General features: G+C 71.5%; 24 protein-coding genes. 15 read left to right on the top strand and 9 right to left on the bottom strand.

What is annotated here, in order from left to right; translation table 11 throughout:
* Positions 1–24 precede the first annotated feature (24 nt).
* A complete protein-coding gene (locus AB0K00_RS26740) occupies positions 25–654 on the bottom strand; it encodes a DUF305 domain-containing protein (RefSeq protein WP_363524984.1) in 630 nt (209 codons plus the stop codon).
* Positions 655–664: 10 nt separating this feature from the next.
* Positions 665–1,588: a DUF3105 domain-containing protein gene (locus tag AB0K00_RS26735; RefSeq protein WP_363524982.1), complete on the bottom strand. Its 924-nt coding sequence runs from the start codon at positions 1,586–1,588 to the stop codon at positions 665–667.
* 178 nt (positions 1,589–1,766) lie between these two features.
* On the opposite strand from AB0K00_RS26735, the gene argS reads away from it, so the two are divergent.
* The 4 genes from argS to thrC are packed head-to-tail and all read left to right on the top strand — an operon-like array spanning position 1,767 to position 7,148.
* A complete protein-coding gene (gene argS / locus AB0K00_RS26730; protein ID WP_363524979.1) occupies positions 1,767–3,425 on the top strand; it encodes an arginine--tRNA ligase in 1,659 nt (552 codons plus the stop codon).
* A 3-nt stretch (positions 3,426–3,428) separates the two neighbouring features.
* Positions 3,429–4,814 (top strand): diaminopimelate decarboxylase, encoded by a 1,386-nt coding sequence (lysA, locus tag AB0K00_RS26725; protein ID WP_363524976.1) that lies wholly within the window; start codon positions 3,429–3,431, stop codon positions 4,812–4,814.
* An 8-nt stretch (positions 4,815–4,822) separates the two neighbouring features.
* The gene (locus AB0K00_RS26720) at positions 4,823–6,094 is read left to right on the top strand and encodes a homoserine dehydrogenase (protein ID WP_363525070.1); all 1,272 of its coding nucleotides are present in this window, start codon (positions 4,823–4,825) and stop codon (positions 6,092–6,094) included.
* Between the two features lie 4 nt (positions 6,095–6,098).
* Complete coding sequence (gene thrC, locus AB0K00_RS26715; RefSeq protein ID WP_363524973.1) at positions 6,099–7,148, top strand: threonine synthase; 1,050 nt, start codon at positions 6,099–6,101, stop codon at positions 7,146–7,148.
* A 554-nt stretch (positions 7,149–7,702) separates the two neighbouring features.
* Here thrC and AB0K00_RS26710 read toward each other — a convergent pair.
* Genes AB0K00_RS26710 through AB0K00_RS26700 form a run of 3 tightly spaced genes read right to left on the bottom strand, consistent with a single transcriptional unit; the run spans position 7,703 to position 10,004 of the window.
* Positions 7,703–7,915: a hypothetical protein gene (locus AB0K00_RS26710; RefSeq protein WP_363524971.1), complete on the bottom strand. Its 213-nt coding sequence runs from the start codon at positions 7,913–7,915 to the stop codon at positions 7,703–7,705.
* An 11-nt stretch (positions 7,916–7,926) separates the two neighbouring features.
* The gene (locus tag AB0K00_RS26705) at positions 7,927–8,778 is read right to left on the bottom strand and encodes an SPFH domain-containing protein (protein WP_363524968.1); all 852 of its coding nucleotides are present in this window, start codon (positions 8,776–8,778) and stop codon (positions 7,927–7,929) included.
* Between the two features lie 29 nt (positions 8,779–8,807).
* The gene (locus AB0K00_RS26700; RefSeq protein WP_363524965.1) at positions 8,808–10,004 is read right to left on the bottom strand and encodes an MFS transporter; all 1,197 of its coding nucleotides are present in this window, start codon (positions 10,002–10,004) and stop codon (positions 8,808–8,810) included.
* Between the two features lie 47 nt (positions 10,005–10,051).
* On the opposite strand from AB0K00_RS26700, the gene thrB reads away from it, so the two are divergent.
* The 3 genes from thrB to AB0K00_RS26685 all read left to right on the top strand — a co-directional run bounded on the left by thrB (position 10,052) and on the right by AB0K00_RS26685 (position 15,404).
* A complete protein-coding gene (gene thrB, locus AB0K00_RS26695; protein ID WP_363524963.1) occupies positions 10,052–10,993 on the top strand; it encodes a homoserine kinase in 942 nt (313 codons plus the stop codon).
* Between the two features lie 290 nt (positions 10,994–11,283).
* On the top strand, positions 11,284–13,455 hold the full coding sequence (gene rho / locus AB0K00_RS26690; RefSeq protein ID WP_363524960.1) for a transcription termination factor Rho: 2,172 nt from the start codon (positions 11,284–11,286) through the stop codon (positions 13,453–13,455).
* Between the two features lie 437 nt (positions 13,456–13,892).
* Positions 13,893–15,404 carry a carbohydrate-binding protein gene (locus tag AB0K00_RS26685; RefSeq protein WP_363524958.1) on the top strand — a complete coding sequence of 504 codons (1,512 nt, stop codon included), beginning with the start codon at positions 13,893–13,895 and terminating at the stop codon, positions 15,402–15,404.
* A 71-nt stretch (positions 15,405–15,475) separates the two neighbouring features.
* Here the strand turns inward: AB0K00_RS26685 and AB0K00_RS26680 are convergent, their stop codons facing one another.
* Genes AB0K00_RS26680 through AB0K00_RS26670 form a run of 3 tightly spaced genes read right to left on the bottom strand, consistent with a single transcriptional unit; the run spans position 15,476 to position 19,516 of the window.
* Positions 15,476–16,375 carry an AAA family ATPase gene (locus tag AB0K00_RS26680; RefSeq protein WP_363524955.1) on the bottom strand — a complete coding sequence of 300 codons (900 nt, stop codon included), beginning with the start codon at positions 16,373–16,375 and terminating at the stop codon, positions 15,476–15,478.
* Entirely contained in the window at positions 16,375–17,433 is a 1,059-nt protein-coding gene (locus AB0K00_RS26675) for an RNA ligase (protein ID WP_363524952.1), read from the bottom strand. The genes AB0K00_RS26680 and AB0K00_RS26675 overlap by 1 nt, the downstream gene beginning before the upstream one ends.
* 43 nt (positions 17,434–17,476) lie before the next feature.
* A complete protein-coding gene (locus tag AB0K00_RS26670) occupies positions 17,477–19,516 on the bottom strand; it encodes a histidine kinase (RefSeq protein ID WP_363524949.1) in 2,040 nt (679 codons plus the stop codon).
* An 86-nt stretch (positions 19,517–19,602) separates the two neighbouring features.
* Here AB0K00_RS26670 and AB0K00_RS26665 point away from each other — a divergent pair, with 86 nt between their 5' ends.
* From AB0K00_RS26665 to AB0K00_RS26640, 6 genes are all read left to right on the top strand, one after another.
* Positions 19,603–20,259: a response regulator transcription factor gene (locus AB0K00_RS26665; RefSeq protein ID WP_363524946.1), complete on the top strand. Its 657-nt coding sequence runs from the start codon at positions 19,603–19,605 to the stop codon at positions 20,257–20,259.
* 336 nt (positions 20,260–20,595) lie between these two features.
* Positions 20,596–20,757 carry a hypothetical protein gene (locus AB0K00_RS26660; RefSeq protein ID WP_363524943.1) on the top strand — a complete coding sequence of 54 codons (162 nt, stop codon included), beginning with the start codon at positions 20,596–20,598 and terminating at the stop codon, positions 20,755–20,757.
* 12 nt (positions 20,758–20,769) lie between these two features.
* Positions 20,770–21,444, top strand: a complete 675-nt coding sequence (locus AB0K00_RS26655; protein WP_363524940.1) for a DUF998 domain-containing protein — start codon at positions 20,770–20,772, stop codon at positions 21,442–21,444.
* Positions 21,445–21,534: 90 nt separating this feature from the next.
* Positions 21,535–21,768: a 50S ribosomal protein L31 gene (rpmE, locus tag AB0K00_RS26650; RefSeq protein WP_363524937.1), complete on the top strand. Its 234-nt coding sequence runs from the start codon at positions 21,535–21,537 to the stop codon at positions 21,766–21,768.
* 105 nt (positions 21,769–21,873) lie between these two features.
* Positions 21,874–22,980, top strand: coding sequence for a peptide chain release factor 1 (prfA, locus tag AB0K00_RS26645; protein WP_363524935.1), 1,107 nt, complete (start codon positions 21,874–21,876; stop codon positions 22,978–22,980).
* A 90-nt stretch (positions 22,981–23,070) separates the two neighbouring features.
* Positions 23,071–23,316: a hypothetical protein gene (locus tag AB0K00_RS26640; RefSeq protein ID WP_363524932.1), complete on the top strand. Its 246-nt coding sequence runs from the start codon at positions 23,071–23,073 to the stop codon at positions 23,314–23,316.
* A gap of 150 nt (positions 23,317–23,466) precedes the next feature.
* Here the strand turns inward: AB0K00_RS26640 and AB0K00_RS26635 are convergent, their stop codons facing one another.
* On the bottom strand, positions 23,467–25,005 hold the full coding sequence (locus AB0K00_RS26635; protein ID WP_363524930.1) for a GGDEF domain-containing protein: 1,539 nt from the start codon (positions 25,003–25,005) through the stop codon (positions 23,467–23,469).
* A gap of 85 nt (positions 25,006–25,090) precedes the next feature.
* Between AB0K00_RS26635 and prmC the strand changes: the two genes are divergently transcribed.
* On the top strand, positions 25,091–25,918 hold the full coding sequence (gene prmC / locus AB0K00_RS26630) for a peptide chain release factor N(5)-glutamine methyltransferase (RefSeq protein ID WP_363524927.1): 828 nt from the start codon (positions 25,091–25,093) through the stop codon (positions 25,916–25,918).
* 7 nt (positions 25,919–25,925) lie between these two features.
* Complete coding sequence (locus AB0K00_RS26625) at positions 25,926–26,561, top strand: L-threonylcarbamoyladenylate synthase (protein ID WP_363525067.1); 636 nt, start codon at positions 25,926–25,928, stop codon at positions 26,559–26,561.
* Positions 26,562–26,564 lie beyond the last annotated feature (3 nt).

Here is a 26,564-nt window from a genome sequence, read left to right as displayed (position 1 = left end):
AACAGATCGGCTGTGGCGCCTGAGTCAGGAGGGGAGGGGTTGCGCGCCCAGGTCCTGGAGCTTCTCTGACAACGCCGTGATGTCGTACTGCTGGGACACCCGGATCTTCTCGGCGGCGTCGCGGACCTCGCTGGTGGAGGCCTTCTCCGCTGCTGTCTCGGACATGTGGATGCCGCCCAGGTGGTGGCGGAGCATGAGCTGGCACCACATGGTGTCGAAGTCCTTGCCGGTGGCGGACTTGAGCTTCTTGAGCTCGTCCTGGGAGGCCATGCCCGGCATGCGGCCGTCGCTCTGGAGGGCGTTCTTGCCGTCGGGCATCCAGGCCATCGGGGTGTTGTCCGTGTTGGGGGACAGGTGCCACTGGGTCAGCCAGGTCTGCATCTGGCCGATCTGCCACTGCTGGCTGGTGGCCATGTCGTAGCCCAGGGTGCGGATGTCGTCGGTGGAGCCGAGGCGGTACGCGAACATCGCCATCTCGACGGCCTGGGTGTGGTGGACGCTCATGTCGCGGGCGAAGCCGGCGTCGACTGAGTCTTCGCCGGGGGCGCGCAGGGTGGGGATGAGATACCCGACGGAGACGCCCACGGCGAGCAGGAGAACGGCGGCGAGCACGCCCAGGGTCAGGCGTGCCCGCGCCGAGAGTTGTCCGAACATCGTCTGGTGCTCAGCCGCCCGCTGCCGGCTGCTGCTGCTGGCCGTCCTTGCCGAGGTCACGCGGCGTGGTGCCGGTCTCGGTGATGATGTCGCCGCTGGAGCAGGGGGTGCCGGGCTCGAGGCTGGCGTTCTGGCGGAGCGCCTTGATGAACTCGTCGATGCGGCCGTCGCTGGCCTTGTCGACCTTCAGCTGGAAGCCCCAGGCCTGCAGCGAGATCGGCTTGTCGAGGCCCTCGTAGGGGCTCATCATCATGTAGTCCTTGCCGCGGACCTTCTTCGCGAGCGCTTCGACCTGGTCGGCCGGCAGGTCGGGGCGATACGTGATCCAGACCGAGCCGTGCTCCATGGCGTGCAGGGCGTGCTCGGTGGCGATCGGTGCGGTGTAGACGTCGCCGAGGCAGCGCTGCCAGTTCTGGTTGTGGTTGCCGGCCACCGGCGGGTTGGCGATGCTCAGGTCGTACTTCTGCGGGCCCCACACGTGGCTGCGCTCGTCGGTGTACGCCTTGTTGATCTTGAAGTAGTCCTTGATGCCGTCGATCCGGTCGGCCCGCTCGCGGACGGTGAGACCGTTTTCGTTGACCTGGTAGACGGCGAAGCCCACGATGCCGAGGGCCAGCAGGCCGACCACGGAGAACAGGATGATCGGGCCCCATGCGGCGCCCTGCTTCACCTTCACCGGGGCGACCTTGCGGGCCGCGGGGCGACCCGCGGGGGCGCGCTTGCCGGCCGGCGTGGTCTTGCGGGCCGGGGCGGACTTGCGGGGGCTGGCCTTCGGCTTGCCCAGGGAGACCGGCTCGGCCTCCTCGACCTCGGTCTCCTCGACCGCGTCGATGTCGACCTCGTCCTCGTCGCCGCCCTGCTTCGGCTTGGCGCCGGCAACGGGCCTGGTCGATGGCTTGCGGTTACCGCCACCGTGCTGGGTGCTCATGCTCATGTCGTCGCCTCGCAACGCTCAGCGTTGTGCTCGCTCATCGGGCCTCGTCTGGTCAACGGTCGGGGGTCGGGCGGGACACGGCGAGGCCAGGGGGCCACCGGAACGGTCCGTCCCGCATTGTGACCAGCAGAACGGGCCGCCGCCAAGTACCGGAGTCTACCCCCGATAGCATTTGTCGGTGACTCCCGCTGAACTCGCCGTAGCAGTCCTCGAAGCCGCCCGGGCGGCGCTTACTGAGCGTGACCTCGACGCGTCCGTTCTTCCTGCGACGACCAGCGTGGAGCGACCGCGAAACCCGGAGCATGGTGACTATGCGTCGAATATCGCCCTGCAGGTGGGCAAGAAGGTCGGGCTGAGCCCGCGCGAGCTCGCCGCGGCGGTCGCGAAAAACTTGCAGGAAACTCCCGGGATCGATGCCGTGGAGATCGCCGGTCCGGGGTTCCTCAACATCCGGCTGTCGGCGGCGGCGGCCGGTGGGCTGGCGCGGATCGTGGTGGAGGCCGGCCGCGCGTATGGGCGTAGCGAGACCCTCGCCAAGGAGAAGGTCAACCTGGAGTTCGTCTCGGCGAACCCGACGGGGCCGATCCACCTGGGGCACACCCGGTGGGCGGCGGTCGGTGACGCGCTGGGGCGGATCCTGTCCGCGGCCGGGGCCGACGTGACCCGTGAGCACTACATCAACGACGCCGGCGTGCAGGTGGCCCGGTTCGGCGAGTCGGTGCAGGCGGCGGCCAACAACCAGCCGACGCCGCCGGACGGCTACCCTGGCGAGTACATTCAGGACATCGCCCGGCAGATCGTGACGAACAACCCCGAAATCACCAGCAAGAGCCCGGAAGAGCAGACGGCAGCCTTCGAGCAAGAGGGCTACAAGGCCATGCTCAAGGAGATGCAGGACAGCCTCGAGCGGTTCGGCGTGCACTTCGACGTGTGGTTCTCCGAGAAGACGCTGCACGACGGCGGCGCGGTCGAGCACGCCCTCGACGAGCTGCGCAAGCAGGGGCACATCTTCGAGGCCGACGGCGCGATCTGGCTGCGCACCACGGACTTCGGCGACGACAAGGACCGGGTGCTGATCCGGTCCAACGGGGAGAAGACCTACTTCGCCGCCGACGCCGCGTACTACATCAACAAGCGCGAGCGCGGCTTCGACCGCTGCATCTACATGCTCGGCGCCGACCACCACGGATACATCGGGCGGTTGAAGGCGATCGCGGCGTGCGCCGGCGACGACCCGCAGCGCAACATCGAGGTCCTGATCGGGCAGCTGGTCAGCCTGCTGCGCGGTGGCGAGCCGGTCCGGCTCAGCAAGCGCGCCGGCACGCTGATCACGCTCGACGAGCTGATCGAGGTCGTCGGGGTCGACGCCGCGCGGTATTCCCTCGCGCGCTCCTCGACCGACTCGCCGCTGACGCTCGACATCGAGGTGATCACGCGGCAGAAGAACGACAACCCGGTCTTCTACGTCCAGTACGTGGGTGCCCGCACCGCCTCCGTCGCCCGCAACGCGGCGGAGCTCGGGCTGCTCAGGACCGACGACTTCCAGCCCGGGCTGCTCGTGCACGAGAAGGAGCTCGACCTGCTCAAGGCCCTCGGCGACTTCCCCGCGGTGGTGGCGACCGCGGCGGAGCTGCGCGAGCCGCATCGCGTGGCACGCTATCTGGAGGAGCTGGCGGGGTCCTACCACCGCTTCTACGACAACTGCCGGGTGTTGCCCCAGGGCGACGAGCCGATCACGGAGACCAACCGGGCGCGGTTGTGGCTCAACGACGCGACGCGTCAGGTCATCGTCAACGGGCTCGACCTGCTCGGCGTCTCAGCACCGGAACGGATGTAGGCAATGCGTGCACATGAGGCCGGAGCGCTGCACGGGGACCTGGGCTTCAGCGGTCCCTCCTGGCTGCGCACCCCGCAGGACGTCAACGCTCTCGTGCCCCAGCTCTGGTCCAAAACGGTCCAAAGGCGGGCAGATGGCGAAATGACCGTCGGTGAGGTGAACGTTCGAAAGATCGCCGACGAGCACGGTACCCCGGCGTACGTGCTCGACGAGGCGGACTTCCGCGCCCGCTGCAAGGCGTTCAAGGAGGCCTTCGGCGGCGCCGAGGTCTTCTACGCGGGCAAGGCGTTCATCGCCACCGCCATCGTGAGGATCCTCGTCGAGGAGGGCCTGTCGCTGGACGTCTGCACCGGCGGCGAGCTCGCCGTGGCGCTGCGCGGCGGCATGCCCCCCGAGCGCATCGGCCTGCACGGCAACAACAAGTCCGTTGCCGAGCTCACCAGGGCCGTCGAGGCGGGCGTGGGCCGGATCATCGTCGACTCGTTCGACGAGATCGACCGGCTGACCGCGATCGCCCAGGAGAAAAACACCCGGCCGAAGGTCATGGTCCGGGTTACGGTCGGCGTCGAGGCGCACACCCACGAGTACATCGCCACGGCGCACGAGGACCAGAAGTTCGGCTTCTCGCTGTCCGGCGGCGCCGCCGCGAAGGCAGTCGACAAGATCCTGACCGAAGACGTCCTCGAGCTGCGCGGCCTGCACTCGCACATCGGCTCCCAGATCTTCGACACGTCCGGGTTCGAGGTCTCCGCCCGGCGGCTCCTGTCACTCCAGGCCGCCATCCACGACAAGCACAAGATCGAGCTGCCCGAGCTGGACCTCGGCGGCGGCTTCGGCATCGCGTACACCACCCAGGACACCCCGGCCGAGCCGCGGGACCTGGCCACGGACCTGATGCGGATCGTCAAGCAGGAGTGCGCGGCGCTGCAGCTCAGCGTGCCGCACCTGTCGATCGAGCCGGGCCGGGCGATCGTCGGGCCGGCGATGTTCACCCTCTACGAGGTCGGCACGGTCAAGGACGTCGACGGCATCCGCACGTACGTGAGCGTCGACGGCGGCATGAGCGACAACATCCGCACCGCGCTCTACGACGCGGCCTACTCCGCGACCGTCGCCAGCCGCGCGTCCGAGGAACCGCCTATTCTCGCCCGCGTGGTGGGAAAACATTGCGAGGCCGGGGACATCATCGTGAAGGATGAGTTCCTGCCGGCCGACGTGCGGGCCGGAGATCTTCTCGCGGTGCCGGGCACAGGGGCCTACTGCCGCAGCATGGCGAGCAACTACAACCACGTCCCCCGTCCGCCGGTCGTGGCGGTGGTTGACGGGGAATCGCGGGTCATCGTCCGCCGGGAGACCGAGGACGACCTGCTCAAACTGGACGTGGGGTAACCATGAGTGTGAAGGTGGCGCTGCTCGGCTGCGGGACCGTCGGGGCGGAAGTGGTCCGGCTCCTCCACGAGCACGAGCGGGACCTGACTGCCCGCATCGGCGCGCCCCTGGAGCTCGTCGGGGTCGCCGTGCGCCGCGCCGGCCGCACCCGTGACCTGCCGATCGACCCGGCGCTGTTCACCACCGACGCGCTCGGTCTGGTCAAGCGCGACGACGTCGACGTGGTCGTCGAGGTCGTCGGCGGCATCGAGCCGGCCCGCACCTGGCTGCTCGAGGCGCTGCACGGCGGCAAGAGTGTCGTGACGGCCAACAAGGCGCTGCTCGGCGAGGACGGCGCGACCCTGCACAAGGCCGCCGCCGAGGCGGGCGCCGACCTGTACTTCGAGGCCTCCGTCGCCGGCGCGATCCCGCTGCTGCGCCCGCTGCGCGACTCACTGCACGGCGACCGCATCACCCGGGTCACCGGCATCGTCAACGGCACCACCAACTTCATCCTGTCCTCGATGGACAGCACCGGCGCCGGCTTCGCCGAGGCCCTGGAAGAGGCGACCGCGCTCGGCTACGCCGAGGCCGACCCGACCGCGGACATCGAGGGCTTCGACGCCGCCGCCAAGGCCGCGATCCTGGCCTCCATGGCGTTCCACACCCGGGTCACCGCCGCCGACGTGCACCGTGAGGGCATCACCGAGGTCACCGCCGCCGACATGGCCAGCGCGAAGGCCATGGGCTGCACGATCAAGCTGCTGTGCATCGCCACCAAGCTCGACGACGCGGTCTCGGTGCGCGTACACCCGGCGATGATCCCGCGCACGCACCCTCTCGCCGGCGTCGGCGACGCGTTCAACGCCGTGTTCGTCGAGGCCGAGGCCGCCGGTCAGCTCATGTTCTACGGCCGCGGCGCGGGCGGCGCGCCCACCGCGAGCGCGGTGCTCGGTGACCTGGTCGCCGTGTCGCGCAACCGGCTCGCCGGTACCCACGCCGCCTCGGAGTCCGCGTATGCCGACCTGCCGATCCGCCCGATCGGCGACGCGCTCACCCGCTATCACATCTCGCTGGACGTCGCCGACAAGGCCGGCGTCCTCGCCGCCGTCGCGGGCGTCTTCGCCAAGCACGGGGTCAGCATCGCGACCGTGAACCAGTCGGGCCGCGGCAACCAGGCCGTGCTGGTCATCGTCACGCACGCCGCCGCGGACCGCGCCCTCGCGGCCACCGTCGCCGAGCTGCGGGCCCTGGACATCGTTCGCGCCGTGGCGAGCGTCCTGCGTGTCGAAGGGGAGTAGCGCCATGTGGCGTGGATTGATCGAAGAGTTCCGGGACCGGTTACCGGTCGGACCGCAGACCCCGGTCGTGACCCTGTATGAGGGCAACACGCCCCTCCTACCGGCGCCGGAGCTGTCCTCGCGGACCGGCTGCGACGTGTACCTCAAGGTCGAGGGCGCCAACCCCACCGGCTCCTTCAAGGACCGCGGCATGACCGTCGCGGTCTCCAAGGCCGTCGAGGAGGGCGCGAAGGCGATCATCTGCGCCTCGACGGGCAACACGTCGGCCTCCGCCGCCGCGTACGCCGCCCGCGCCGGCATCACCTGCGCCGTCCTCGTCCCCACCGGCAAGATCGCCCTCGGCAAGCTCGCCCAGGCCCTCGTCCACGGCGCCCGCCTCCTGCAGGTCTCCGGCAACTTCGACGACTGCCTCGCCCTCGCCTCGAAACTTTCCCTCGACTTCCCGGTCTCCCTGGTCAACTCCGTCAACCCGGACCGCCTCGAAGGCCAGAAGACCGCCGCCTTCGAGATCGTCGCCGGCCTCGGCGACGCCCCGCACATCCACTGCCTCCCGGTCGGCAACGCCGGCAACATCAGCGCCTACTGGATGGGCTACCAGGAGGACTTCGCGGCCGGCAACGCCACCCGCCGCCCGCGCATGTTCGGCTTCCAGGCCTCCGGCGCCGCCCCCATCGTCAACGGCGCCGTCGTCCGCGAGCCCTCGACGATCGCCACCGCGATCCGCATCGGCAACCCCGCCTCCTGGACGAAGGCCGTCGACGCCCGCGACGAGTCCGGCGGCGTCATCCAGGCCGTGACCGACCGCGACATCCTGCAGGCGTACCGCCTCCTCGCCCGCTCCGTCGGCGTCTTCGTCGAGCTGGGCAGCGCCGCCTCCGTGGCGGGCCTGCTGCAGGCCAGCGCCCAGGGCCTCGTCGAACAGGGCCAGACCGTCGTCTGCACCGTCACCGGCCACGGCCTGAAGGACCCCGAGTGGGCCATCTCGACCGCCCCGGCCCCGACCACGATCCCCGCCGACGCCCTCGCCGCCGCGAAGGCGCTTGACCTGGCCTGATGCAGGCTCGGGTCCGCGGTGGTCCGGACCGCCGCTCCCGCCAGACACCGGGCCGGGGCCCAGCTCGCGCTGGCCCTGGCCCTGCCAGGCCCGCCGATAGTTGCGCGGCCGCGACCTGCGGCCGCGACAAGCCCGCGGCCGCAGCCGGCCGCGACGAGCGCGCCGGTTGCTTTGCGGACGTGGCCGGGCTCGACGCAGTTGACCTTGGAAGATCCGACTGGTCCTGGGCAGTCAGATCTTCCAAGGTCAGCTGCAACCCCGCTGGGACCGTCAGGCCGTGAGCACCGCCGCCAGCAGCCCGAGCAGGCCGATCGCCAGCGTGGCGAACGCGATCCGATCCGACGTGGACCAGCTCGCCCAACCCGAGCGCGGCAGGACGCCGGCGATCCAGATGACCGTGCGGTTCCGCGCCGCGCGGCTGCGGCCTGCCCCCGCCGTGCAGGAGCATCTGCCGGATCTGCTCGGCGCGCCCGATCGCCCACGCGCTGTCGATCGCCTCGAAAAAGTTGACCTTGGAGACTTTGGCCCGTTGGAGCGAGCCGAAGTCTCCAAGGTCAACTGGCGGAAGGGTCGTCGAGGTCGGCATCAGAGGGATCGGCAGGGTCGGCGGGGGAGGCGCGGGCGGGGCGGCCGACCTGGCGCAGCGCCAGGCGCAGGGCGAACTCGATCTGCGCGTTGACGCTGCGCAGGTCGTCGGCGGCCCAGCGGGCGACCGCGTCATAGACCTGCGGGTCGAGGCGCAGCAGCAGCTTCTTGCGTTCGGCCACGGCTGCGATCCTCAGCTGTACAGCGAGCCGGTGTTCACGACCGGCTGCACGTTGCGGTCGCCGCAGAGCACGACGAGCAGGTTCGCGACCATCTGGGCCTTGCGCTCCTCGTCGAGCTCGACGACCTCCAGCTCGCGCAGGCGCTCCAGGGCGATCTGCACCATCCCGACGGCACCCTCGACGATCTTGAAGCGGGCGCCGACGATGGCGCTGGCCTGCTGGCGGGCGAGCATGGCCTGGGCGATCTCCGGTGCGTACGCGAGGTGGGTGATCCGCGACTCGAGGACCTCGACGCCGGCGAGGGCGGCGCGCTCGCCGAGTTCGGTGGTGAGCTCCTCGCTGACCAGGCTGCCCTCGCGGAGGCTGGTGCGGCCGTCGTCGTGCGACTCGTACGGGTAGCTCGTCGCCAGGTGCCGGACGGCGGCCTCGGCCTGGACGGCGACGTAGGAGATGTGGTCGTCGACGCCGAAGGACGCCTTGAACGTGTCCACGACGCGCCAGACGACGACGGCGGCGATCTCGACGGGGTTGCCGTCGGCGTCGGAGACCTTGAGGCGGGCCGTCTCGAAGTTGCGGACACGCAGCGAGACGCGCCGCTTCGAGCTGAACGGGACCGTCCAGTGGAACCCGGCGGTCTGGACGGTGCCGATGTAGCGGCCGAAGAACTGCACGACCCGCGACTCGTTCGGGTTGACGACCGTGAAGCCCGTCATGGCCAGGACGGCGATGGTGATCGCGAGGGCGACGAGAGGACCGGCGGTGTCCTCGGGCTCACCGGCGACGACGGCGACGGTCGCGCCCACCAGGACGACCAGCAGCAACAGGATCAGGAACCCGGGCACGCGGAACGCTCGTCTTTCCATGACAGCCTCCAGCTATCGAAGTGATATCACTACGATAGCGCACGGCGCTGTCGATTGGTGACCGCCGCCCAGCCGGCCGCGTAGACGAGCGTCACAGCCCCGCAGACGGCGATCAGCAGGCGCGGATCGACGCTGTCGACGAACGCGCCGACGATCAGCTGCGACACCCCGACCGACAGCAGGGCGAGCATGACGTCGGTGGCGAAGACCCGGCCCCGCAGCTCGTCGGGCACCTCGGTCTGCAGCGCGAAGTTGGACATCATCCAGTTGCCGCCGGCGGCCAGGTGCGCGAGGACGACGCCGGCGAGCACGAGCGGGAACCACGGGGCGGCGCTGACGGCGAGGTAGGTCAGGCCGTAGACCGACATCGACACCGCCAGGCCCGGCAGCAGCCACGACGGATGGGTGAGCACCCGCCGCAGCACGAACGGGCCGATCAGTGCGCCGAGCCCGCGCGCCGCGAAGAGCAGGCCCACGCCGAGCGGGCCGACCCCGTACGCCGCGGCCAGCAGCGGAAACGTGGTCAGCACGCCGTTGCCGAGCCCGACCGCGGCCTTGACCGTCACGAGCGAGGCGACCCGCGGGTGCTTGCGGATGTACCGCACGGCCTCGCCGATCTCGGGCTTCGTGGCCGGGCGGGAGGCCTGCAACGGGCGGCGGACCCCGGCCACGAGGACGGCGGACAGGAAGCACAGTGCGCTGGAGACGGCGAAGCACCAGTACGGGCCGAACACCGCCGACGCGATGCCGCCCAGGGACGCCCCGACGACCAGCATCGTGCCCCAGGCCGAGCCGGACAGTGCGTTCGCCGCGGGCAGGTCCTCGGCGTCCACCACGTTGGGCAGGGCGGCCGATGCGGCGGGCACGAAGAAGGCCTTCGCCACGGCGATGACCGCGATCGCGGCAACCGCGAGCCACGCCGTCGCCGCGGTCCGCACGACCAGCAGCGCGAGAGTGGCGACGGCCATCGCGACCTCGGCGATGATCAGGATGCGGCGCCGGTCGAAGCGGTCGGCGATCACCCCCGCGTAGGGCTGCAGCAGCGCGATGACGCCGACGTCGGCGGCGAGGATCAGCGCGCCCCACACCCCGGAACCGGTCAGCTGCAGCAGGAGCGAGAGCAACGGGATCTGCACGAACCAGTCGGCGCCGAGGCCGATCAGGTCGGCGCAGAACAGGCGGCGGAAGTCACGGTTGCGGACCAGGATCGACAGTGTGGGCGGCACCGGCCCACCTTAGGGTGGCGCGCGGACCGCGTGATCTCATTATCCGTATGGCCCTGCTGTCCACCCCGGTCACCGTCCGCGTGCCGGCGACGAGCGCGAACCTCGGACCCGGCTTCGACGCGCTCGGACTGGCGCTGTCGCTGCACGACGAGGTCGAGGCCCGCGTCGCCGCCGGCGGGGTGACCGTCGAGGTGACCGGTGAGGGCGCCGGCGACCTGCCCGGCGACGGGACCCACCTGGTGGTGCGGGCCATGCGGCGGGTGTTCGACGAGCTGGGGGAGCAGCCGGCCGGGCTGGCCCTGCGCTGCCGCAACCGCATCCCGCAGGCCCGCGGCATGGGCTCGTCGTCGGCCGCGATCGTGGCCGGGGTGACCCTGGCCCGCGCCCTCGTCACCGACGGCGCCGAGCGGCTCGACGAGCGGGCCCTGCTCCGCGTCGCCGCCGAGCTCGAAGGTCACCCGGACAACGTGGCGCCGTGCCTGCTGGGCGGGATGACGATCGCCTGGACGGAGGATGCGGGTGCGTCCGCGGTACGGGTGGAGCCCGCCGCCGCGATCCGCCCGTTCCTCTTCGTGCCGCAGGAACGCGGGCTGACCGAGGTGGCCCGGGCCGCCCTCCCGGCGACCGTGCCGCACGCCGACGCCGCGCTCAACGCGGGCCGGGCGGCGCTGCTCGTGCACGCGATCACCGTCGACCCGTCGCACCTGTTCGCGGCGACCGAGGACCGCCTGCACCAGGGGTATCGGGCCGAGTCCATGCCCGGCAGCGCCGAGCTCGTCGGGTCGCTGCGGGCCGAGGGCGTCGCGGCCGTCATCTCCGGCGCGGGGCCCAGCGTCCTGGCGCTGACGACCGGTGGCTGGGCGCCGTCACCGCTGCCGGGTTGGCGTGTATTGCCGCTCGACGTCGATGTGGTGGGTGCCCTCGTCGGGGTTGACCTGGTGTGGGGTACGCTGGAACACGCCGATCGGGACCCTGTTGCCGCTGGCTAGGCGAGTTGATTACTCTCTAGTCCTACAGCAGCCGCTCCGTGCGGCGATCTCATGCGGGGCGGCGTGCTCCGATTTCCGTGGCACCCCTTGCGCACGCCCGGCCGCCAACCCGCGTCTCCTGTGGTCGCGCGCGCACGGCTGGGCCAGGCCGCAGATGGTGGCGCCCGGCTCACCGCACAGCGCTGCAACACCTTCCGCTCCGCTCTTTTGTAGCGAGGCGGGAGCCCCCGGGCCGCCCGGCCACCGTGTCTCGTCTCCGGGCATCCCGGCCTAACGAGGGAAGGAATCCATTGAGCGACACCACCGACGTCACGTCGGATGTCTCGAGCGACCGCGCCGCGGTCGAGGCCGACGGCTCCGAGGCCGGGGCGACGCGTCGGCGCCGCTCTGGCGCAGGGTTGTCCGGCATGCTGCTGCCTGAGCTGCAGAGCCTGGCCGCGTCGTTGGGCATCCCTGTCGCCGCGCGGATGCGCAAGGGTGACCTGGTGACGGCCATCCAGGAGCGTCAGGCCGGCGAGTCGCGTCCGGCCGCCGCCCCCGCCGCCACCGCCGCGCCGGCGCGGACCACCGCGGCCCGGGCCGAGGCCCGCGCCGAGGCTCCGGAGCAGGAGTGGCCGTCCGCCACGCAGGGCGCCGCCGAGGCGCCGGTCGCCCGTTCCCCTCGCCGGGCAACCCGGGCCGCCGGGCCGCCGGAGCCGCGCGCGGCCGCCACGGCCGCCCCCGCCGCCGAGGCCCACGCCACCGAGCAGGCTCCCGCCGCGGTGGAGAAGGCCGCCGAGCCTGCGGCCGAGAAGGCCGAGCGTCCGGCTCGCGCCAGCCGCGCCGAGCGGGCCGCCACCACCGAGCGTCCGGAGCGCGCCGAGCGTTCCGAGCGCGTCGAGCGGACCGAACGTCCCGAGCGGGCCGAGCGGGCCGAACGCCCTGAGCGGGCCGAACGCGCCGAGCGTCCCGAGCGGACCGAGCGCGCGGAGCGGGCCGAGCGGCCCGCCGAACGCGGTGAGCGGACCGAGCGGAGTGAGCGGGCCGAACGTCCCGAGCGGGGCGAGCGGACCGAGCGCAACGACCGGGCCGAGCGCACCGGCGAGCGCCCCGCGGAGCGCACCGACCGCAACAGCGGCGGCGACCGCGGTGACCGCACCGGCGGCGACCGCAACCAGCGCGGCAACTTCAACCAGGCCGAGGACGACGGCGACGACGACGGCACGGGCCGCCGCGGGCGCCGCAGCCGGTTCCGGGACCGCCGCCGGGGCCGCGACCGGGACGGCGTCGAGCCGCAGCCGGCGGGCGCCGCCAGCGCCCGCGGTGGCAATGAGCCGCAGGTCAGCGACGACGACGTGCTCGTGCCGGTGGCCGGCATCCTCGACGTGCTCGACAACTACGCGTTCGTGCGGACCACCGGCTACCTGTCCGGCTCCAACGACGTGTATGTCGCGATGTCGCAGGTCAAGCGCTATGGGCTGCGTCGCGGCGACGCCGTGACCGGTGCCGTGCGCCAGCCCCGCGACGGTGAGCAGCGGCGCGACAAGTACAACCCGCTGGTGCGCCTCGACACGGTCAACGGCATGGACCCGGAGGAGGCCAAGCGCCGCCCCGAGTTCTACAAGCTGACCCCGCTCTACCCGCAGGACCGCCTGCGGCTGGAGACCGAGCCGCACATCCTCACCACCCGCGTCATCGACCTCGTCATGCCGATCGGCAAGGGTCAGCGGGCGCTCATCGTGTCGCCGCCGAAGGCCGGCAAGACGATGGTGCTGCAGTCGATCGCCAACGCGATCACCCGCAACAATCCGGAGTGCCACCTGATGGTGGTCCTGGTCGACGAGCGGCCCGAAGAGGTCACCGACATGCAGCGGTCGGTCAAGGGTGAGGTCATCGCCTCGACCTTCGACCGCCCGCCGACGGACCACGCCACGGTCGCCGAGCTGTCGATCGAGCGGGCCAAGCGGCTCGTCGAGCTGGGCCACGACGTCGTCGTGCTGCTCGACTCGATCACCCGGCTCGGCCGCGCGTACAACAACGCGTCGCCGGCCAGCGGCCGCATCCTGTCCGGTGGTATCGACTCGACGGCGCTCTACCCGCCGAAGCGGTTCCTCGGTGCGGCCCGCAACATCGAGAACGGTGGCTCGCTGACGATCATCGCCACGGCGCTGGTCGAGACCGGCTCGACCGGTGACACGGTCATCTTCGAGGAGTTCAAGGGCACGGGCAACGCCGAGCTCAAGCTCGACCGGAAGATCGCCGACCGGCGCATCTTCCCGGCGATCGACATCGACCCGTCCGGCACCCGCAAGGAAGAGATCCTGCTGGCGCCCGACGAGCTCGCGATCGTCATCAAGCTGCGCAAGGTGCTGCACGCGCTCGACTCGCAGGAGGCGCTCAACCTGCTGCTGGACCGGCTGAAGAAGACCCGGACCAACGTCGAGTTCCTCATGCAGATCGCCCAGACCACACCGGGCGAGTAAGCGGATCCGACAACGGCGGTGCCCCTCGCGGGGGCACCGCCGTTTGTCGTCTGCAGTGACAACCTCGCAGCCTCGCCTCCCTCGTGATCGTTGATCTCCGCGGCGTTCTGCGCGCTGAGAGAGCGCTCTCTCGAAGGTCAAATTCGTCACCCGAGGTCGATGACACAAGAGTTTCAAAACGGTCACTGCCGAACTTTCGCGCGGCATATTGGCTGGTAAGAGGACTATCGAAAAGTACCTGTTAACAAACGTTGACAATCCGCGTTGATGGACCCGATGCTGAGAGCGCTCTCACGCCGCCAACCTGAGGGCGACTTGCACGCTGAGTGCACCCGACCGCCTCCGGGTCTCCATCGGCGTCGGCGACCCACCCCGGACCACGCTGCCGTTGAGCTGATGAACCGCCCCGGAGCTTCACACCCCCGGAAGAGGTATCCATGAACACGGACCACGCGAGTCCCGCACGCGGCAGGACCGGCAGGCGGCTCAGACACCTCACCATCCCGATCGCCGCCCTCCTCCTCGGCAGCACCTGGCTGGTCAACGCGCTGCACGCCGAGGCGGCCGCCCCGCCGGCCCAGGCCGGCTGGAGCCAGACCTTCCTCGACGACTTCAACGGCACCGCCCTGAGCGGCGACTGGCGCCACGCCGAGGGCACCAGCTATCCGGGCGGCCCGGCCAACTTCGGCACCGGCGAGGTGCAGACGAACTCCCGCAACAATGTCTCCGTGTCCAACGGGATCATGAGCATCACCGCCCAGGGCAACGGACTCAGTGGCTGGACCTCCGACCGGATCGAGACCAACCGGCAGGACTTCCAGCCGCCCGCGGGCGGCAAACTGCGGGTCGAGGCGCGGCTGCGGCTGCCCGAGGCGGCCAACGGCCAGTCCAACGGCTATTGGCCGGCGTTCTGGATGTTGGCCGGGGCCTACCGTGGCAACTGGTGGAACTGGCCGACGGTCGGCGAGATCGACATCATGGAGAGCGTCAGCGGCCTGAACCAGACCTGGCAGACCATGCACTGCGGCTGGCTCGATCCCGCACAGGGACCGAACGTGTGCAACGAGAAGAACGGTGTCGGCAACAACGGCGCGGCCGGCCCGTGTGGGCAGGGCACGCAGTCGTGCACCAAGGCGTTCCACACCTACACCGTCGACTGGAGCGACGCCGACAAGTCGGTGACCTGGTACATCGACGGACGGCAGGTGTGGCGCACCCAGCGCGGGGTCAACATCCGCGCCGACGCCTGGGACCTGGGATTCCAGCACGGGTTCTTCATCGTGCTGAACCTGTCCATCGGCGGGGAGATGCCGGCCAACAACGGTGTACCCCTCAACGGCGCGACCACCGGCGGCGGGCACTACGACGCCGACTACGTCGCGGTGTACACCGGCGGGGCGACGGCTCCGTCACCCGGCGGCACGAGCCCCACGGCGAGCCCGACCCCGAGCCGGACCGCAAGCCCCACGGCAAGCCCCACGCCCAGCCGGACCGTCAGCCCCACGCCGAGCCCCACGCCGAGCCGGACGGCGAGCCCGACGCCGAGCCCGGTCACCGGCCGCGACGCCTACGGCACCATCCAGGCGGAGTCGGCCAACCAGGTGCAGGGCACGACCACGGCGGGCACCTACGTCGGACCCGGCGGCAACGGAGACTACCTCCGATTCGACGGGGTGAACTTCGGCGCCACACCGGCAACGCAGTTCAAGGCGCAGGCGGCCTCCGGTGCCGCGGGCGGAGTGTCGGGACTGGTCGAGGTCCGCGTCGACAGCCCGACCGGCCCGGTGCTGGGTAGCTTCGCCATCGCGAACACCGGCGGCTGGACGGCCTTCCGCAACATTCCGGCGAACATGACCGCCGTCACCGGCACCCACACGGTCTACGTCACGCTGACCAGCGGCCAACCCGCCGACTACGTGACCATCGACTGGATCACCTTCGGTCGCTGACCGGGCGCCTGGCCCATGGGCCGAGGGGCGGGCGCAGCGCTCGCCCCTCGGCCCACCTGCGAAAGGCGGGTCTAGAAATTGCCCTCCGCGACCTGGAAGACGGTCAGGCCCAGGGCCCGCCACATCCGCACCACCTGCTGCCGGTCGTCGAAGACGCCGACCACGTGGTAGCGGCTGCGGATCTCCTTGTCGAAGATCTCCTGCTTCACGATGCTGTCGCGGCGCTGGTCGCCGGTGACGCGCATGAACAGTGCGGTGTACGGCACGCCCACGTGCTCGTCCAGCCACGCCGCGGTGTCCTCGCGGCAGTCGTCGGTGCGGCCGGAGCAGTACACGATCTCGTGCCCCGCGGCGTGCATCGCCCGGACCGCGGCGATCACCGGCGCGTTCGGCAGGTCGGTGCGGACCCGGGTCACGTCGTACGGGCTGCGGTCGGCGATCAGCGCGACCGTGCCGTCGATGTCGACGAGCACGACCCGGGGCGCGTCCGGCGGCGGCTCGTACACCACACTCGCGGAGTCGAGCACCGGCAGCGGCAGCGGCAGGGCGCGGCCGGCCAGGTACCGCTGGTGCATCGACCGGATCGCGTCCTCGCCGACGTGACCGTCGCCCTCGCGCAGCGCGTCGCGGCTGACGCACTCGTCGACCGGCACGTCGGTGAAGTCGCGCACCGTGAAGGACGCGCCGTGCTTCGCGGCCAGCTCGGCGAGCTCCCGCACCACCCGGGACCGCAGGTTCGTGTCGTCGCAGATCACGTCGGCGCCGCCGAGCAGCAGCGCGTCGATCGCCGCGTGGTGGGCCTGGGTGACCTCCTTCTCGGCCCGGCCGCGCCGCGCGTCGTCGGCGACCCGGCCGCCGTGCAGCATCTTGCGCAGGTCGTCACGGTTCACCCGGACCAGGCCGGCCTGCTCACGCGCCCAGGTGGTCTTGCCCGAGGCGGGCAGGCCCCGGGTGATGGTCAGCGACGCCATCAGCTCTCCTCCGTCACCTTGGGCCGGACCCGCTGCCACAGCAGGCCCCGGTAGTCCCGGTCGTCGAGGCGCAGGAACAGGCAGCTCCGCGCCGGGTGCTTCGCGACGGCGATCGCGAACTCCTTGCGACCCCAGCCCTCCGGCAGGGACGCGAGGGTCGCCTCGTATGCGGCCTCGACCTCGACGGCGAGCGCCGCGGCCTCCTCGCGCAGCCCGTCGGCGATCTTCGTCGCCCACGCGTGGAACTCGTCCGGCAGCGGCTCCAGCAGCGCGTCGAGGGTGCCGTCGCCGGCCGCCTCCCACACGACCCGGGCGTTGAGGCCGGTCACGATCCGGTGCAGCCGCACGTACTCCGCATACTTGATCTTCAACCGGGTGTCCGGGACGGTGAAGTGCACGACCATGCCCTCGCGGTTGTCCCGCGGCGGCGCGGCCAGGGCGTCGGCGAGCGTGGCGTGCTCGAACGTGTCGACGACCGGCCCCGGCCAGCCCGGCACCGCCTCCGGGCCGTGGCTGCGACCGGTGACGATGTCGACCGCGCCGAGGAGCACGAGGTCGTCGAGGTCGCCGTAGTCCAGCACGATCCGGTTCGACGGGTAGATGATCTCCACGAGCACGGTCAGTCCTTCGGGCGGCGTGAAGCGCGCGGCGTACCGGTCGCGGAACACCGCCGTCGCGTGCCGCGCCTGCTCCGAGTCGAACGAGCCGCGGGTCGCGAACGCCCAGCCGTCCGGCGTCGGAAACATGATGCCCAGCGAGCCGTCGGCCTTGTCGGTGACGCGCACCGGACCGTCGAAGTCCAGCTCCGGCACGCCCGGCTGGCCGTGGTTGAAGAACTTCGTGAACGGCCGGGCGAGGACCGTGCCGGTCTCGGCGTGCACGACGAGGCCCCGGCACGCGAGGGTCGCCGCGTTCCAGACGTTCTCGTACTGCGCCTTCTCGGTGTAGTTGTGGATCAGCAGGGGCAGCGAGGGGTGGCGCTGGGTGCGCAGGTATCCGCCGCCGGCCATCTCGGCCAGCAGCGCCGGGTCACACAGTGCGTCGATGTGCAGGCTCATAGCACGGGCCAGCGTAGGTGAGCCGTGCATACAGCCGCGAGCGCTATAACGGGAGCAAAACGGTGATCGCGGTGCCCGGCCCGGTGCCGTCGATCGTGAACGTGCCGCCCGCCGCGCCGACCCGGTCCGCCATCCCGAGCAGTCCCGTGCCGCCGCTCGCGGGCGCGACGAAGCCGGGCCCGTCGTCGACGATGCGCAGCGCCAGCCGGTGGTCCCGCTCGTCGAGCGACACCGTCACGTTCGAGCCGGGCGCGTGCTTCGCCGCGTTCTGCAGCGCCTCCAGGGCCGTGAAGTACGCGGCGAGCTCGACCGCGGGGCTGAACCGCTGCCCGTCCACCGTCGAGCGCACGGTGATGCGCAGGTTGCCCGCGCTGGAGCGGGACCTGCCCTTCAGCGCGGCGGTCAGCCCCCGAGCCGCGAGCACCGGCGGGTAGATGCCGCGGGCCAGCTCCCGCAGGTCGTCGATGCAGGTGCCGAGCTCGGCCCGGCAGGTGACGATAGCCGCCCTCGCCTCGTCGGAGCCGGCCAGTTCCTCGGCCTTCTGCAGGTGTACGGCCAGCGCGACGAGCTGCTGCTGCGCGCCGTCGTGGATGTCGCGTTCGAGCCGCCGCCGCTCCTCGACCTGGGCCGTGGCGAGCCGGGTGCGGCTCTCGGTCAGCTGCTCCAGCCGGGCCCGCAGCTCCGCGGCGAGCGCCACCCCGCGCAGGGCCGGGCCGGCCTGCGCGGCGAGGTCGGCAAGCAGCCGCCGGTCGGCGCCGCTGAGCGACCGGTCCGTCGGCGGGCGCACCGCGACGTCGCCGACCTCTTCGCCGAGGTGCCGGACCGCGACGACGAGCAGGTCCTCGTCCTGCGGCGGCGCCTCCTCGGTGCCGGACGACCAGGACACCAGCGGGGGCGCGCCCGGCACGAACGCGCGGACCCGGGCCGCGGTCACGCCGAGCCCGTCGGCCAGGGCGCGCGCGGTGCGCGGCAGCACCTCGTCGACCACCGGCGCCTCCGCCAGGTGGTGTGGCAGCGCGGCGAGGGCCTGGTACGGGGTGGCGCGGACCCCGTACACCAGGCGCCGTGCGGCACGTTCGAGGCCGGATTTCACCGGGGACACGCCGACCGCCACGAGTGCGGTCGCGAGCACCGACGGCAGCAGCGCCGGGGTGTCGCCCCGGCCGGCGAGATGCGCCGCGGCGACCACGATGCCGACATAGGTGGCGGCGATGAGCACGGTCAGGGCCGTGTAGACGAACGTGCCGACCAGCACCCGGTCGAACTCCCACACCCGGTAGCGCAGCGCGCCGATCGCCAGCGCCGCCGGCAGCCCCGCGCAGATGACCGCGACGACCAGCACCTGCCCGGTCTCCCGCAGCGCCGGGAACGACTGGATCAGCAGCGACAGCACCGCCGCCGACCCGACCAGGGCGAGGGGCTTGACCGGCTGGCGGTCCGCGGCGCCGAGCTTCCGGTACCGCACCAGGAGCCGAATCACACTCGCCAGCAGGATCAGCAGCCCGACGTTCGTGAGCGGGTCCAGCAGGCCGCCGACCCGATCACCGGCGACGGCCCCCCGCCACGCGATGGCGTAGTTGTACGTCTCGTCCTTCAGCGGGCCGTCCACGACCGCGTGCAGGACGACCTGCGTCGCCGTCGCCAGCATGCCCAGCGCCACGACCGGCCGCCACCAGCGCGACGGCAGCCGCCCGTCGGGGAACAGCAGCAGCGTCAACGCGATCGTCAGCGGGAAGAACAGCGGGTCGAGCACCAGCCCGAACCAGCCGGCCGGCGCCGCGCCCGGCAGCGAACCGGGGAACAGGACCAGGCCGCGGAAGGCGTACTCCCGCAGCGAGAACTCCAGCACCAGCGCCCCGCCGCCGGTCAGCAGCACCGGCCCGAGCAGGTTGCCGGGCCGCAACGCCACCAGCAGCGCCCCGACGAACGCGAACGCCAGCCCCGCGAGGACCGACTGCAGCCAGAACGCGACCTTCACCTCGGTGCCGGCCGCGCCGTGGTCCAGCAGCGACACCGCCGCCGTCAGCCCGATCAGGGCGAGCAGCGTGTACCCCGCGACAACCAGGCGGCGACGTGTCCTCATGACGGCATTCTGCGGGTGCCGACCGGCCTCCGGGAGGGGTGCCAGCACCCCTCTGCCGGCTGGTACGCGCATCTATCCTGCTTCGCATGACCGTGCGCGTGGTGCTCGCCGAGGACAACCTGCTCACCCGTGAAGGACTGCGCAGCATCCTGGACCGGGCGCCCTCGTTGACCGTCGTCACCGTCTGCGACGACTACGACGCGCTGCTCGCCGCCGTCGACGAGCACCGCCCCGACGTGGTCCTCACCGACATCCGCATGCCGCCGACCAACACCGACGAGGGCGTGCGCGCCGCGGCCCGCTTTCGCCGCACGCACCCGTCGATGGGTGTCGTGGTGATCAGTCAGTACGACGACCCCGAGTTCGCCCTGGCGCTGCTGGAGGACGGTTCGCGGGCCCGCGCCTACCTGCTGAAGGAGCGCATGTCCGACCCGGCGCAGCTGATCTCCGCCGTCGTCGAGGTCAGCCGCGGCGGCTCGGTCGTCGACCCGAAGGTCGTCGACGCCCTGGTCCGCGGCCGCGGCACCCGCTCGCCCCTGGCCCTGCTCACCCCGCGCGAGCAGGACGTCCTCGCGGAGATGGCGACCGGCAAGGACAACGCCGCGATCGCCGCCACCCTCGTCCTCACCGTCCGCGCGGTCGAGAAGCACATCAACGGCATCTTCGCCAAGCTCGGCCTCGCCGAGGAGCGCGAGGTCCACAAGCGGGTCAAGGCGGTGCTGCTGCATCTAGCGGCCGGTTGAGGTGGTGCTGGTATCACCTCGGGTTGACGGGGCCGCATGATGGGTCGGAGCGCCGAAATCTCCGACGCTGTAAGGCATGCAGCACACCTCGCTCGCCAGCACGGTCCTCATGGCCGCCGGCGCCGTCCTCTTCTGCGCGCCGCCCGCCTCCGCGGCGGTGCCGGAGCTGCCCTGGACCGGCTGCGGCGACAACCTCCAGTGCGCGGACGCCAAGGTCCCCGTCGACCATGACCGGCCGGCCGGCCCGAAGATCAGCCTCGCGCCGGCCCGCCGCCTGCCCACCCCATCGGCACCACCTGGCCGGTTCGCGACCAGGACCGCGCCGCCGCGGGCGCGATGCCCGGCGCGCGGCTGCTCGTCGTCGACGGACCCGGCCACCCGGCTTCGTTCATCCCGGACGGCTGCCTGCGGGCGGCGACCACCGTGTGCCTGATCGACCCTCGGCCGCCGGCCGAGGGTGCCACCTGCACGCCCGACCTGATCCCCTTCGAAAACTGAGGACCCACGACCATGCTTGCCAGAATCTCCTACGCCGGTGCTGCCCTGTTCGTCGCAGCCGTCGTCGTCGCCGGGGCGCTCTACCCCGGCTACAGTCACCTGAAGGAGGCCGCCAGCCAGCTCGCGGCCACCAACTCGCCCAGCGCCCCCATCATGATCGTCGGCTTCTTCGCGCTGGCCACCAGCACCGTCGCCGCGGGGCTCGGCCTGTTCCAGCACCTGCCGGTCGGCGCCGCCGCCAAGATCGCCGGGGTGCTGACCCTGATCTCCGGCGCCCTGCTGGTCGTCGCCGGGCTGGCCCGCAACTCGTGCTCCGAGTGGATCGGTGCCTGCAAGGCGGCCGAGGAAGCCGGCACGATCCCGCTGCACCACGTCGTGCACGACCTGGTCTCGCTGCTGCTGTTCCTGCTGCTGATCGCCGCGGTGTTCACCCTCGCCCGAGCGGTTGCCCGCAACGGCGCCCGGAAGCTCGTCTGGCCGTCGATCGCGGTCGGGGTGGTGTCGTTCGTCACGATGGTCGCGATGGTCAGCGGCGCCGTGCCGGCGGCGTCCGGCCTGCTGCAACGGGTGTTCCTCCTGGTGCTGTTCGGCTGGATCATCGCGGTGGGCCCGCTCACGGCGCGGATCCGGGCGGCGGGAATGCCGGCGGCCGGTGCGGCGTTGCAGAGACCGGTTGAGGTGCTGTGACCCAGTCATGGCAGACTTGACCGACGGCCAGACCAGGTTCCGGTTCACGCCACACGGCGACCCGGCGACCACGACGAAAGGACCGCGGCCATGAAGCCGGACATTCACCCGCAGTATGCGACCACCGAGGTCACCTGTTCCTGCGGTAACGCGTTCACCACCCGCAGCACCGCCAAGGGCGGCACGATCCACGTGGAGACGTGCTCCGTCTGCCACCCGTTCTACACGGGCAAGCAGCGTGTGCTTGACACCGCCGGCCGGGTCGCGAAGTTCCAGCAGAAGTACGCGAAGGCTGCGGCGAAGAAGGCTGAATCCGCCAAGTAGCTGCACGTCCGGCGCCCGCACCACCCCGCTCGACGGGGTTCGGTGCGGGCGCCGATTTCGTCCTTGGCCGTTTCTTCCTTTGTTTCTCTGTTTGGGGCGCGAGACATGAGCACCGACACCTCCTCCGGGCAGCGCCTCCGCGCGCTGCTGGCCGAATACCAGGAGCTCGAGCAGAAGCTCGCCGACCCGGGCATCCACGCGGACCAGAACCTGGCCCGCAAGACCGGCCGGCGCTTCGCCGAGCTGTCGCCGATCTCGAAGACCTCGGTCGAGCTCGAGGCGGCCCGCGAGGACCTCGCCGCGGCCCGCGAGCTGGCCGCGGAGGACCCGGCGTTCAGCGGTGAGGCCGACGAGCTCGAGGCGCGGATCCCGCACCTGGAGGAGCGTCTCGCCGAGCTGCTCGCCCCCCGCGACCCCAATGACGCCAAGGACATCATCCTGGAGGTCAAGGCGGGTGAGGGCGGCGAGGAGTCCGCGCTGTTCGCCAGTGACCTGCTGCGGATGTACATGCGATATGCCGAGCGGCACGGCTGGCAGACCGAGATGCTCGACTCGCAGGAGTCGGACCTCGGCGGCTTCAAGGACGTCGCCGTCTCGATCAAGACCCGGGGCATCCCGGAGGCCGGCAACGGCGTCTGGTCCAGGCTCAAGTGGGAGGGTGGCGTCCACCGCGTCCAGCGGGTGCCGGCCACCGAGTCGCAGGGCCGCATCCACACCAGTGCGGCCGGTGTCCTCGTGACGCCCGAGATCGAGGAGGCCGGCGAGATCGAGGTCGACGCCGGGGACCTGCGCATCGACGTGTTCCGCTCGTCCGGCCCCGGCGGCCAGAGCGTCAACACCACCGACTCGGCGGTCCGGATCACGCACCTGCCGACCGGCATCGTCGTCTCCTGCCAGAACGAGCGCTCCCAGCTGCAGAACAAGGACCGGGCGATGCGCATGCTCAAGGTCAAGCTGGCCGCCCTCGCGGAGGAGCAGGCGGCCGCCGCGGCCGGTGACGCCCGTCGCTCACAGGTGCGCACCGTCGACCGCTCCGAGCGCATCCGGACCTACAACTATCCGCAGAATCGGATCTCCGACCATCGGATCGGTTACACGGCGTACAACCTTGACCTGGCCATGGCTGGTGACCTCGACAGCGTCCTGGACGCCCTGGCCGACGCCGACCGCAAGGCCCGGCTCGCGGGTGACGACCAGCTCAGCCGAGGGTGACGCGGGTCTAACGCAGACGTCACACAGCGGAAACGATGCACCGGCACGCTTGGTTCAGGTAGCGTTTCGACCCGAACGACCTTACCGATCGTGATCATCGCTGCCGACCCGATCTTCCGGAGGGACGCCATGCCATCGTCGCCCGTCGACCTTTCCGCGGCTCCGCGCGTCGTCGTCGGCACCGCTGCCGACCTGATCTACAAGGTCGGCCTGTCGATGCTGGGCGCCGATCGCGTCCCGACCGCGAAGGCGAACGCGTGGGCGGCGGTCTGTGCCGACCAGGAGCGCGCCCGCATCCGCGAGGAGAACGCGCGGATCCTGCACGCCTTCCGCTGACCGGACGGCGCGCCGGGCAGTCGTGCCGAAGCGGGCACGAAAGCGGGTAAATTCCGCGAAGGCGCTCCTACGGTACCCTTGGCGCAAATCCGAAAAGTCGGGCATGACCTGCGACGTCGGACCCGTCGGGCGGCTGGCGGCCCCATGGGGTCAGGAGGCGGCGCGGGGGCGGGGCGTCTTCGCGCGCAGCATTGCGTGGTCGGCGGCCTCGAACGCCTCGGCGACCGACTCGAAGTCCTCGCCCGACAGGCCGGCCCAGCCGATCGTCACGCCCACCGGCGTGCCGGGGACCAGGGCGTGCCAGTCCTCCGCCGCGACGGCGGCCGTGATGCGGCGCTGGATCTCGCGCGCCTCGGCGGCCGACGTGGTGGGCAGGACGACGACGAACTCGTCGCCGCCATACCGCGCCACGAAGTCGCCCTTGCGCATGACCCGGTTGAGCACCCCGGCGACCCGCTGCAGGACGAGGTCGCCGGAGAGGTGGCCGTGGCGGGTGTTGACCTGCTTGAAGCCGTCCAGGTCGCAGACGCCGAGGGCGGCGTGGCCGCCGGCGGTGAACAGCTTGGTGACGTGCTCCTCCAGGTAGCGCCGGTTGGGCAGGCCGGTGAGCGGGTCGGTCTGGGCCTCGCCACGGTGGAAGTCGACGCGCCGGACGAGGTCCTCATGGTCCAGCAGCGCGGCGACGCCCTCGACGAAGAGGTCGCGGAGCCGGTCGGGCTGGATGTTGGCGACGCGGAAGGCGTTGCGGTCGGCGTGATACGCCGAGCGGTAGTCGCCGGTGCCCAGGTGCGCCAGGGCGCGCAGGCGGTGCTGCTCGGCCGGGCCGAGCGAGTCGTCGCTGACGTGGGCGGTCTCCAGGCGGGCGACGGCCTCGATCGGGCGGCGCTCGGCGATCGCCTTGCACACGGCGCCGAGGGTCCGCAGGTCGCGGGCCCGCTTGGACATGCCGGCGGACTCCAGCAGCGGCCACGGGTCGACGTCGGTGACGAGGCCCTGGATGCCCAGGGTGCCGAGGCGCAGGACCGCGTAGCCGAGCGCGCCGCGGGCGATGGGGCGCAGGTTGTCGAGGTCGTTGTCCTTGTGCTTGCGTTCCAGGTCGTAGACGACGTCGCGGAGGATGCGCTGGCAGCCCTCGCTGTCGCCGCGATGGTCGAGCTCGACGGCGTGCAGGAGGCGGATCTGCGGCGTGGCGAAGTCGGTGTTGGCGGTCTCGACGCCGACCTCGGCGGCCACCTCGCGGGCCTTCTCCATCGCCGCGTTCGCGTGCTCGTGGAAGCCGGTGTAGGAATACGCCATCGCCAGGTTGTGCCAGCCCCACGCGGTGGTCTCGTCGAAGAGCTCGACGGCGCCGAGCGCGCGGGAGCCGTGCACGAGGGCGCGGACGCAGCGGTCCAGCGAGCCGGCGCGCAGGGCGACGATCGCCGCGAGGGCCTGCAGCTCACCGTATTGCGCAGGATCCTGGACCTGACGGGCGGCGGCGAGCCCGATGTCGAGGGCCGCGGGATAGTCGTCGGCGCGGCCCAGGTTGATCAGTGCGATGAGCCGTAACGTGAGCGCCTCGACGCGGTCGTGCGGCGACTGGTCGCCGGCGAGAACGCGGTCGATGACCGTCATCGCCTCACCGAGCTGGTCGTCGAAGATCATCCGTCGGGCGCGGGACAGCTCCGACGTGCGGTCTGCCACCGCCATCGGACCCTCCTTTCGCACGCCCCATGATTATGGGGTGCACAGCACCGAAGATGACATGCCCGGAGGGCAGTTGCCCACGCTTTCGATGGTGATCACAGCCGCCACCCGCGTGCTCGCCGGCGCCGGGGTGGCCTCGCCGAGAGTCGACGCGGAGCTGCTCACCGCGCATGTGCTCGGGGTGTCCAGGTCGCGGCTGCTGACCGCGCCGCCGCCGGACGCGGCGCAATGCGCCGAAATCGACCGTCTCGTCGCCGCCAGAAGGACGCGGATCCCGCTGCAGCACCTGACCGGGACGGCACCGTTCTACGGTCACGAATTCGAGGTCGGTCCCGGGGTCTTCGTCCCACGGTTCGAGACGGAGCTGCTGGTGGAGTGGGCGCTGCAGCATGTACCCGGGGAGAAAACGAGAATCGTGGACCTGTGCGGAGGGTCGGGCGCCATTGCCGTCGCTGTCGCACAACAGCAGTCCGAGGTGTACTGCGTGGAGCAGAGCCCCGCCGCGCTGCGCTGGCTGCGGCGCAACGTGGCGCGGCTGGCGCCGGACGTCCGGGTGGTGGAGGGCGACGCGACCGACCCGGCCGTCCTGCGCGGCCTGGACGGGACGGTGGACCTGGTGCTGAGCAACCCGCCGTACGTTCCTGAGGGAGCGCCGGTCGACGTCGAGGTCGCGGTGCACGATCCGCACGACGCCGTGTTCGCCGGCGCGGACGGGCTCGCGCTCATGCCGGGCCTGGTCGGCCGGGCCACGGACCTGCTGCGACCCGGCGGATGGCTGGGGATCGAGCACGACGACACCCAGGGCGCGTCGCTGCCGGAGCTGATCCGGGCGACCGGACGCTTCGACGCGGTGACCGACCACCGGGATCTGGCCGGGCGCCCGCGCTTCGTCACCGGCAGGCGGATGGCAGACTAGCCGCGTGATGCTCTACGACTGCAGCCAGCTTGCCGAGCGCGAGCGCGGGATCGCCGCCGCGATCGAGGCGGTGGGCCGGGGCGACCTGGTCGTCCTGCCGACCGACACGGTCTACGGCATCGGCGCCGACGCCTTCAAGTCCTGGTCGGTCACCGCGCTCAACAACGCCAAGGGCAGCTCCGCGCCCGTGCCGGTGCTGGTCGGCTCGCGGCACACCCTCGACGGGCTCGTGTTCGGGCTGCCGCAGGCGGCGCGGGACCTGGTCGACGCGTTCTGGCCGGGCGCGCTGACGATCGTCGTGGAGCACGCGCCGAGCCTGCAATGGGACCTCGGCGGCGGCGACGGCACGGTCGCGGTGCGCATGCCGCTGCACCCGATCGCCCTCGAGGTGCTGCGCGAGACCGGCCCGATGGCGGTCTCGTCGGCCAACAAGCAGGGCCAGCCGGCGGCGGAGACCGCGGGCGAGGCCCGCGACCAGCTGGGCTATGCGGTGAGCGTCTACCTGGAGGGCGGCCCGTGCCCCGAGCCGGTCGCCAGCACGATCATCTCCGTGACCAACAGCGAGCACCGGGTGCTGCGGGCCGGCGCGATCCCGATCGAGAAGCTGCGCGAGGTCGTGCCCAGCCTGATCGGCCTGGACTAGCCG

Source organism: Dactylosporangium sp. NPDC049525 (assembly GCF_040676755.1).
GTDB lineage: Bacteria > Actinomycetota > Actinomycetes > Mycobacteriales > Micromonosporaceae > Dactylosporangium.
This window is presented reverse-complemented; position numbering and strand designations above follow the sequence as displayed.

Bases quoted from the DNA above. Each gene is read 5' to 3' on its own strand.
- AB0K00_RS26625 (WP_363525067.1), top strand. From the start codon at position 25,926: ATGCTCTACGACTGCAGCCAGCTTGCCGAGCGCGAGCGCGGGATCGCC.
- lysA (WP_363524976.1), top strand. From the start codon at position 3,429: ATGCGTGCACATGAGGCCGGAGCGCTGCACGGGGACCTGGGCTTCAGC.
- AB0K00_RS26675 (WP_363524952.1), bottom strand. From the start codon at position 17,433: ATGAGCCTGCACATCGACGCACTGTGTGACCCGGCGCTGCTGGCCGAG.
- thrC (WP_363524973.1), top strand. From the start codon at position 6,099: ATGTGGCGTGGATTGATCGAAGAGTTCCGGGACCGGTTACCGGTCGGA.
- AB0K00_RS26705 (WP_363524968.1), bottom strand. From the start codon at position 8,778: ATGGAAAGACGAGCGTTCCGCGTGCCCGGGTTCCTGATCCTGTTGCTG.
- AB0K00_RS26670 (WP_363524949.1), bottom strand. From the start codon at position 19,516: ATGAGGACACGTCGCCGCCTGGTTGTCGCGGGGTACACGCTGCTCGCC.
- AB0K00_RS26635 (WP_363524930.1), bottom strand. From the start codon at position 25,005: ATGGCGGTGGCAGACCGCACGTCGGAGCTGTCCCGCGCCCGACGGATG.
- AB0K00_RS26660 (WP_363524943.1), top strand. From the start codon at position 20,596: ATGCCCGGCGCGCGGCTGCTCGTCGTCGACGGACCCGGCCACCCGGCT.
- AB0K00_RS26665 (WP_363524946.1), top strand. From the start codon at position 19,603: ATGACCGTGCGCGTGGTGCTCGCCGAGGACAACCTGCTCACCCGTGAA.
- AB0K00_RS26685 (WP_363524958.1), top strand. From the start codon at position 13,893: ATGAACACGGACCACGCGAGTCCCGCACGCGGCAGGACCGGCAGGCGG.
- AB0K00_RS26740 (WP_363524984.1), bottom strand. From the start codon at position 654: ATGTTCGGACAACTCTCGGCGCGGGCACGCCTGACCCTGGGCGTGCTC.
- AB0K00_RS26735 (WP_363524982.1), bottom strand. From the start codon at position 1,588: ATGAGCATGAGCACCCAGCACGGTGGCGGTAACCGCAAGCCATCGACC.
- prmC (WP_363524927.1), top strand. From the start codon at position 25,091: ATGGTGATCACAGCCGCCACCCGCGTGCTCGCCGGCGCCGGGGTGGCC.
- AB0K00_RS26655 (WP_363524940.1), top strand. From the start codon at position 20,770: ATGCTTGCCAGAATCTCCTACGCCGGTGCTGCCCTGTTCGTCGCAGCC.
- rpmE (WP_363524937.1), top strand. From the start codon at position 21,535: ATGAAGCCGGACATTCACCCGCAGTATGCGACCACCGAGGTCACCTGT.
- prfA (WP_363524935.1), top strand. From the start codon at position 21,874: ATGAGCACCGACACCTCCTCCGGGCAGCGCCTCCGCGCGCTGCTGGCC.
- AB0K00_RS26680 (WP_363524955.1), bottom strand. From the start codon at position 16,375: ATGGCGTCGCTGACCATCACCCGGGGCCTGCCCGCCTCGGGCAAGACC.
- thrB (WP_363524963.1), top strand. From the start codon at position 10,052: ATGGCCCTGCTGTCCACCCCGGTCACCGTCCGCGTGCCGGCGACGAGC.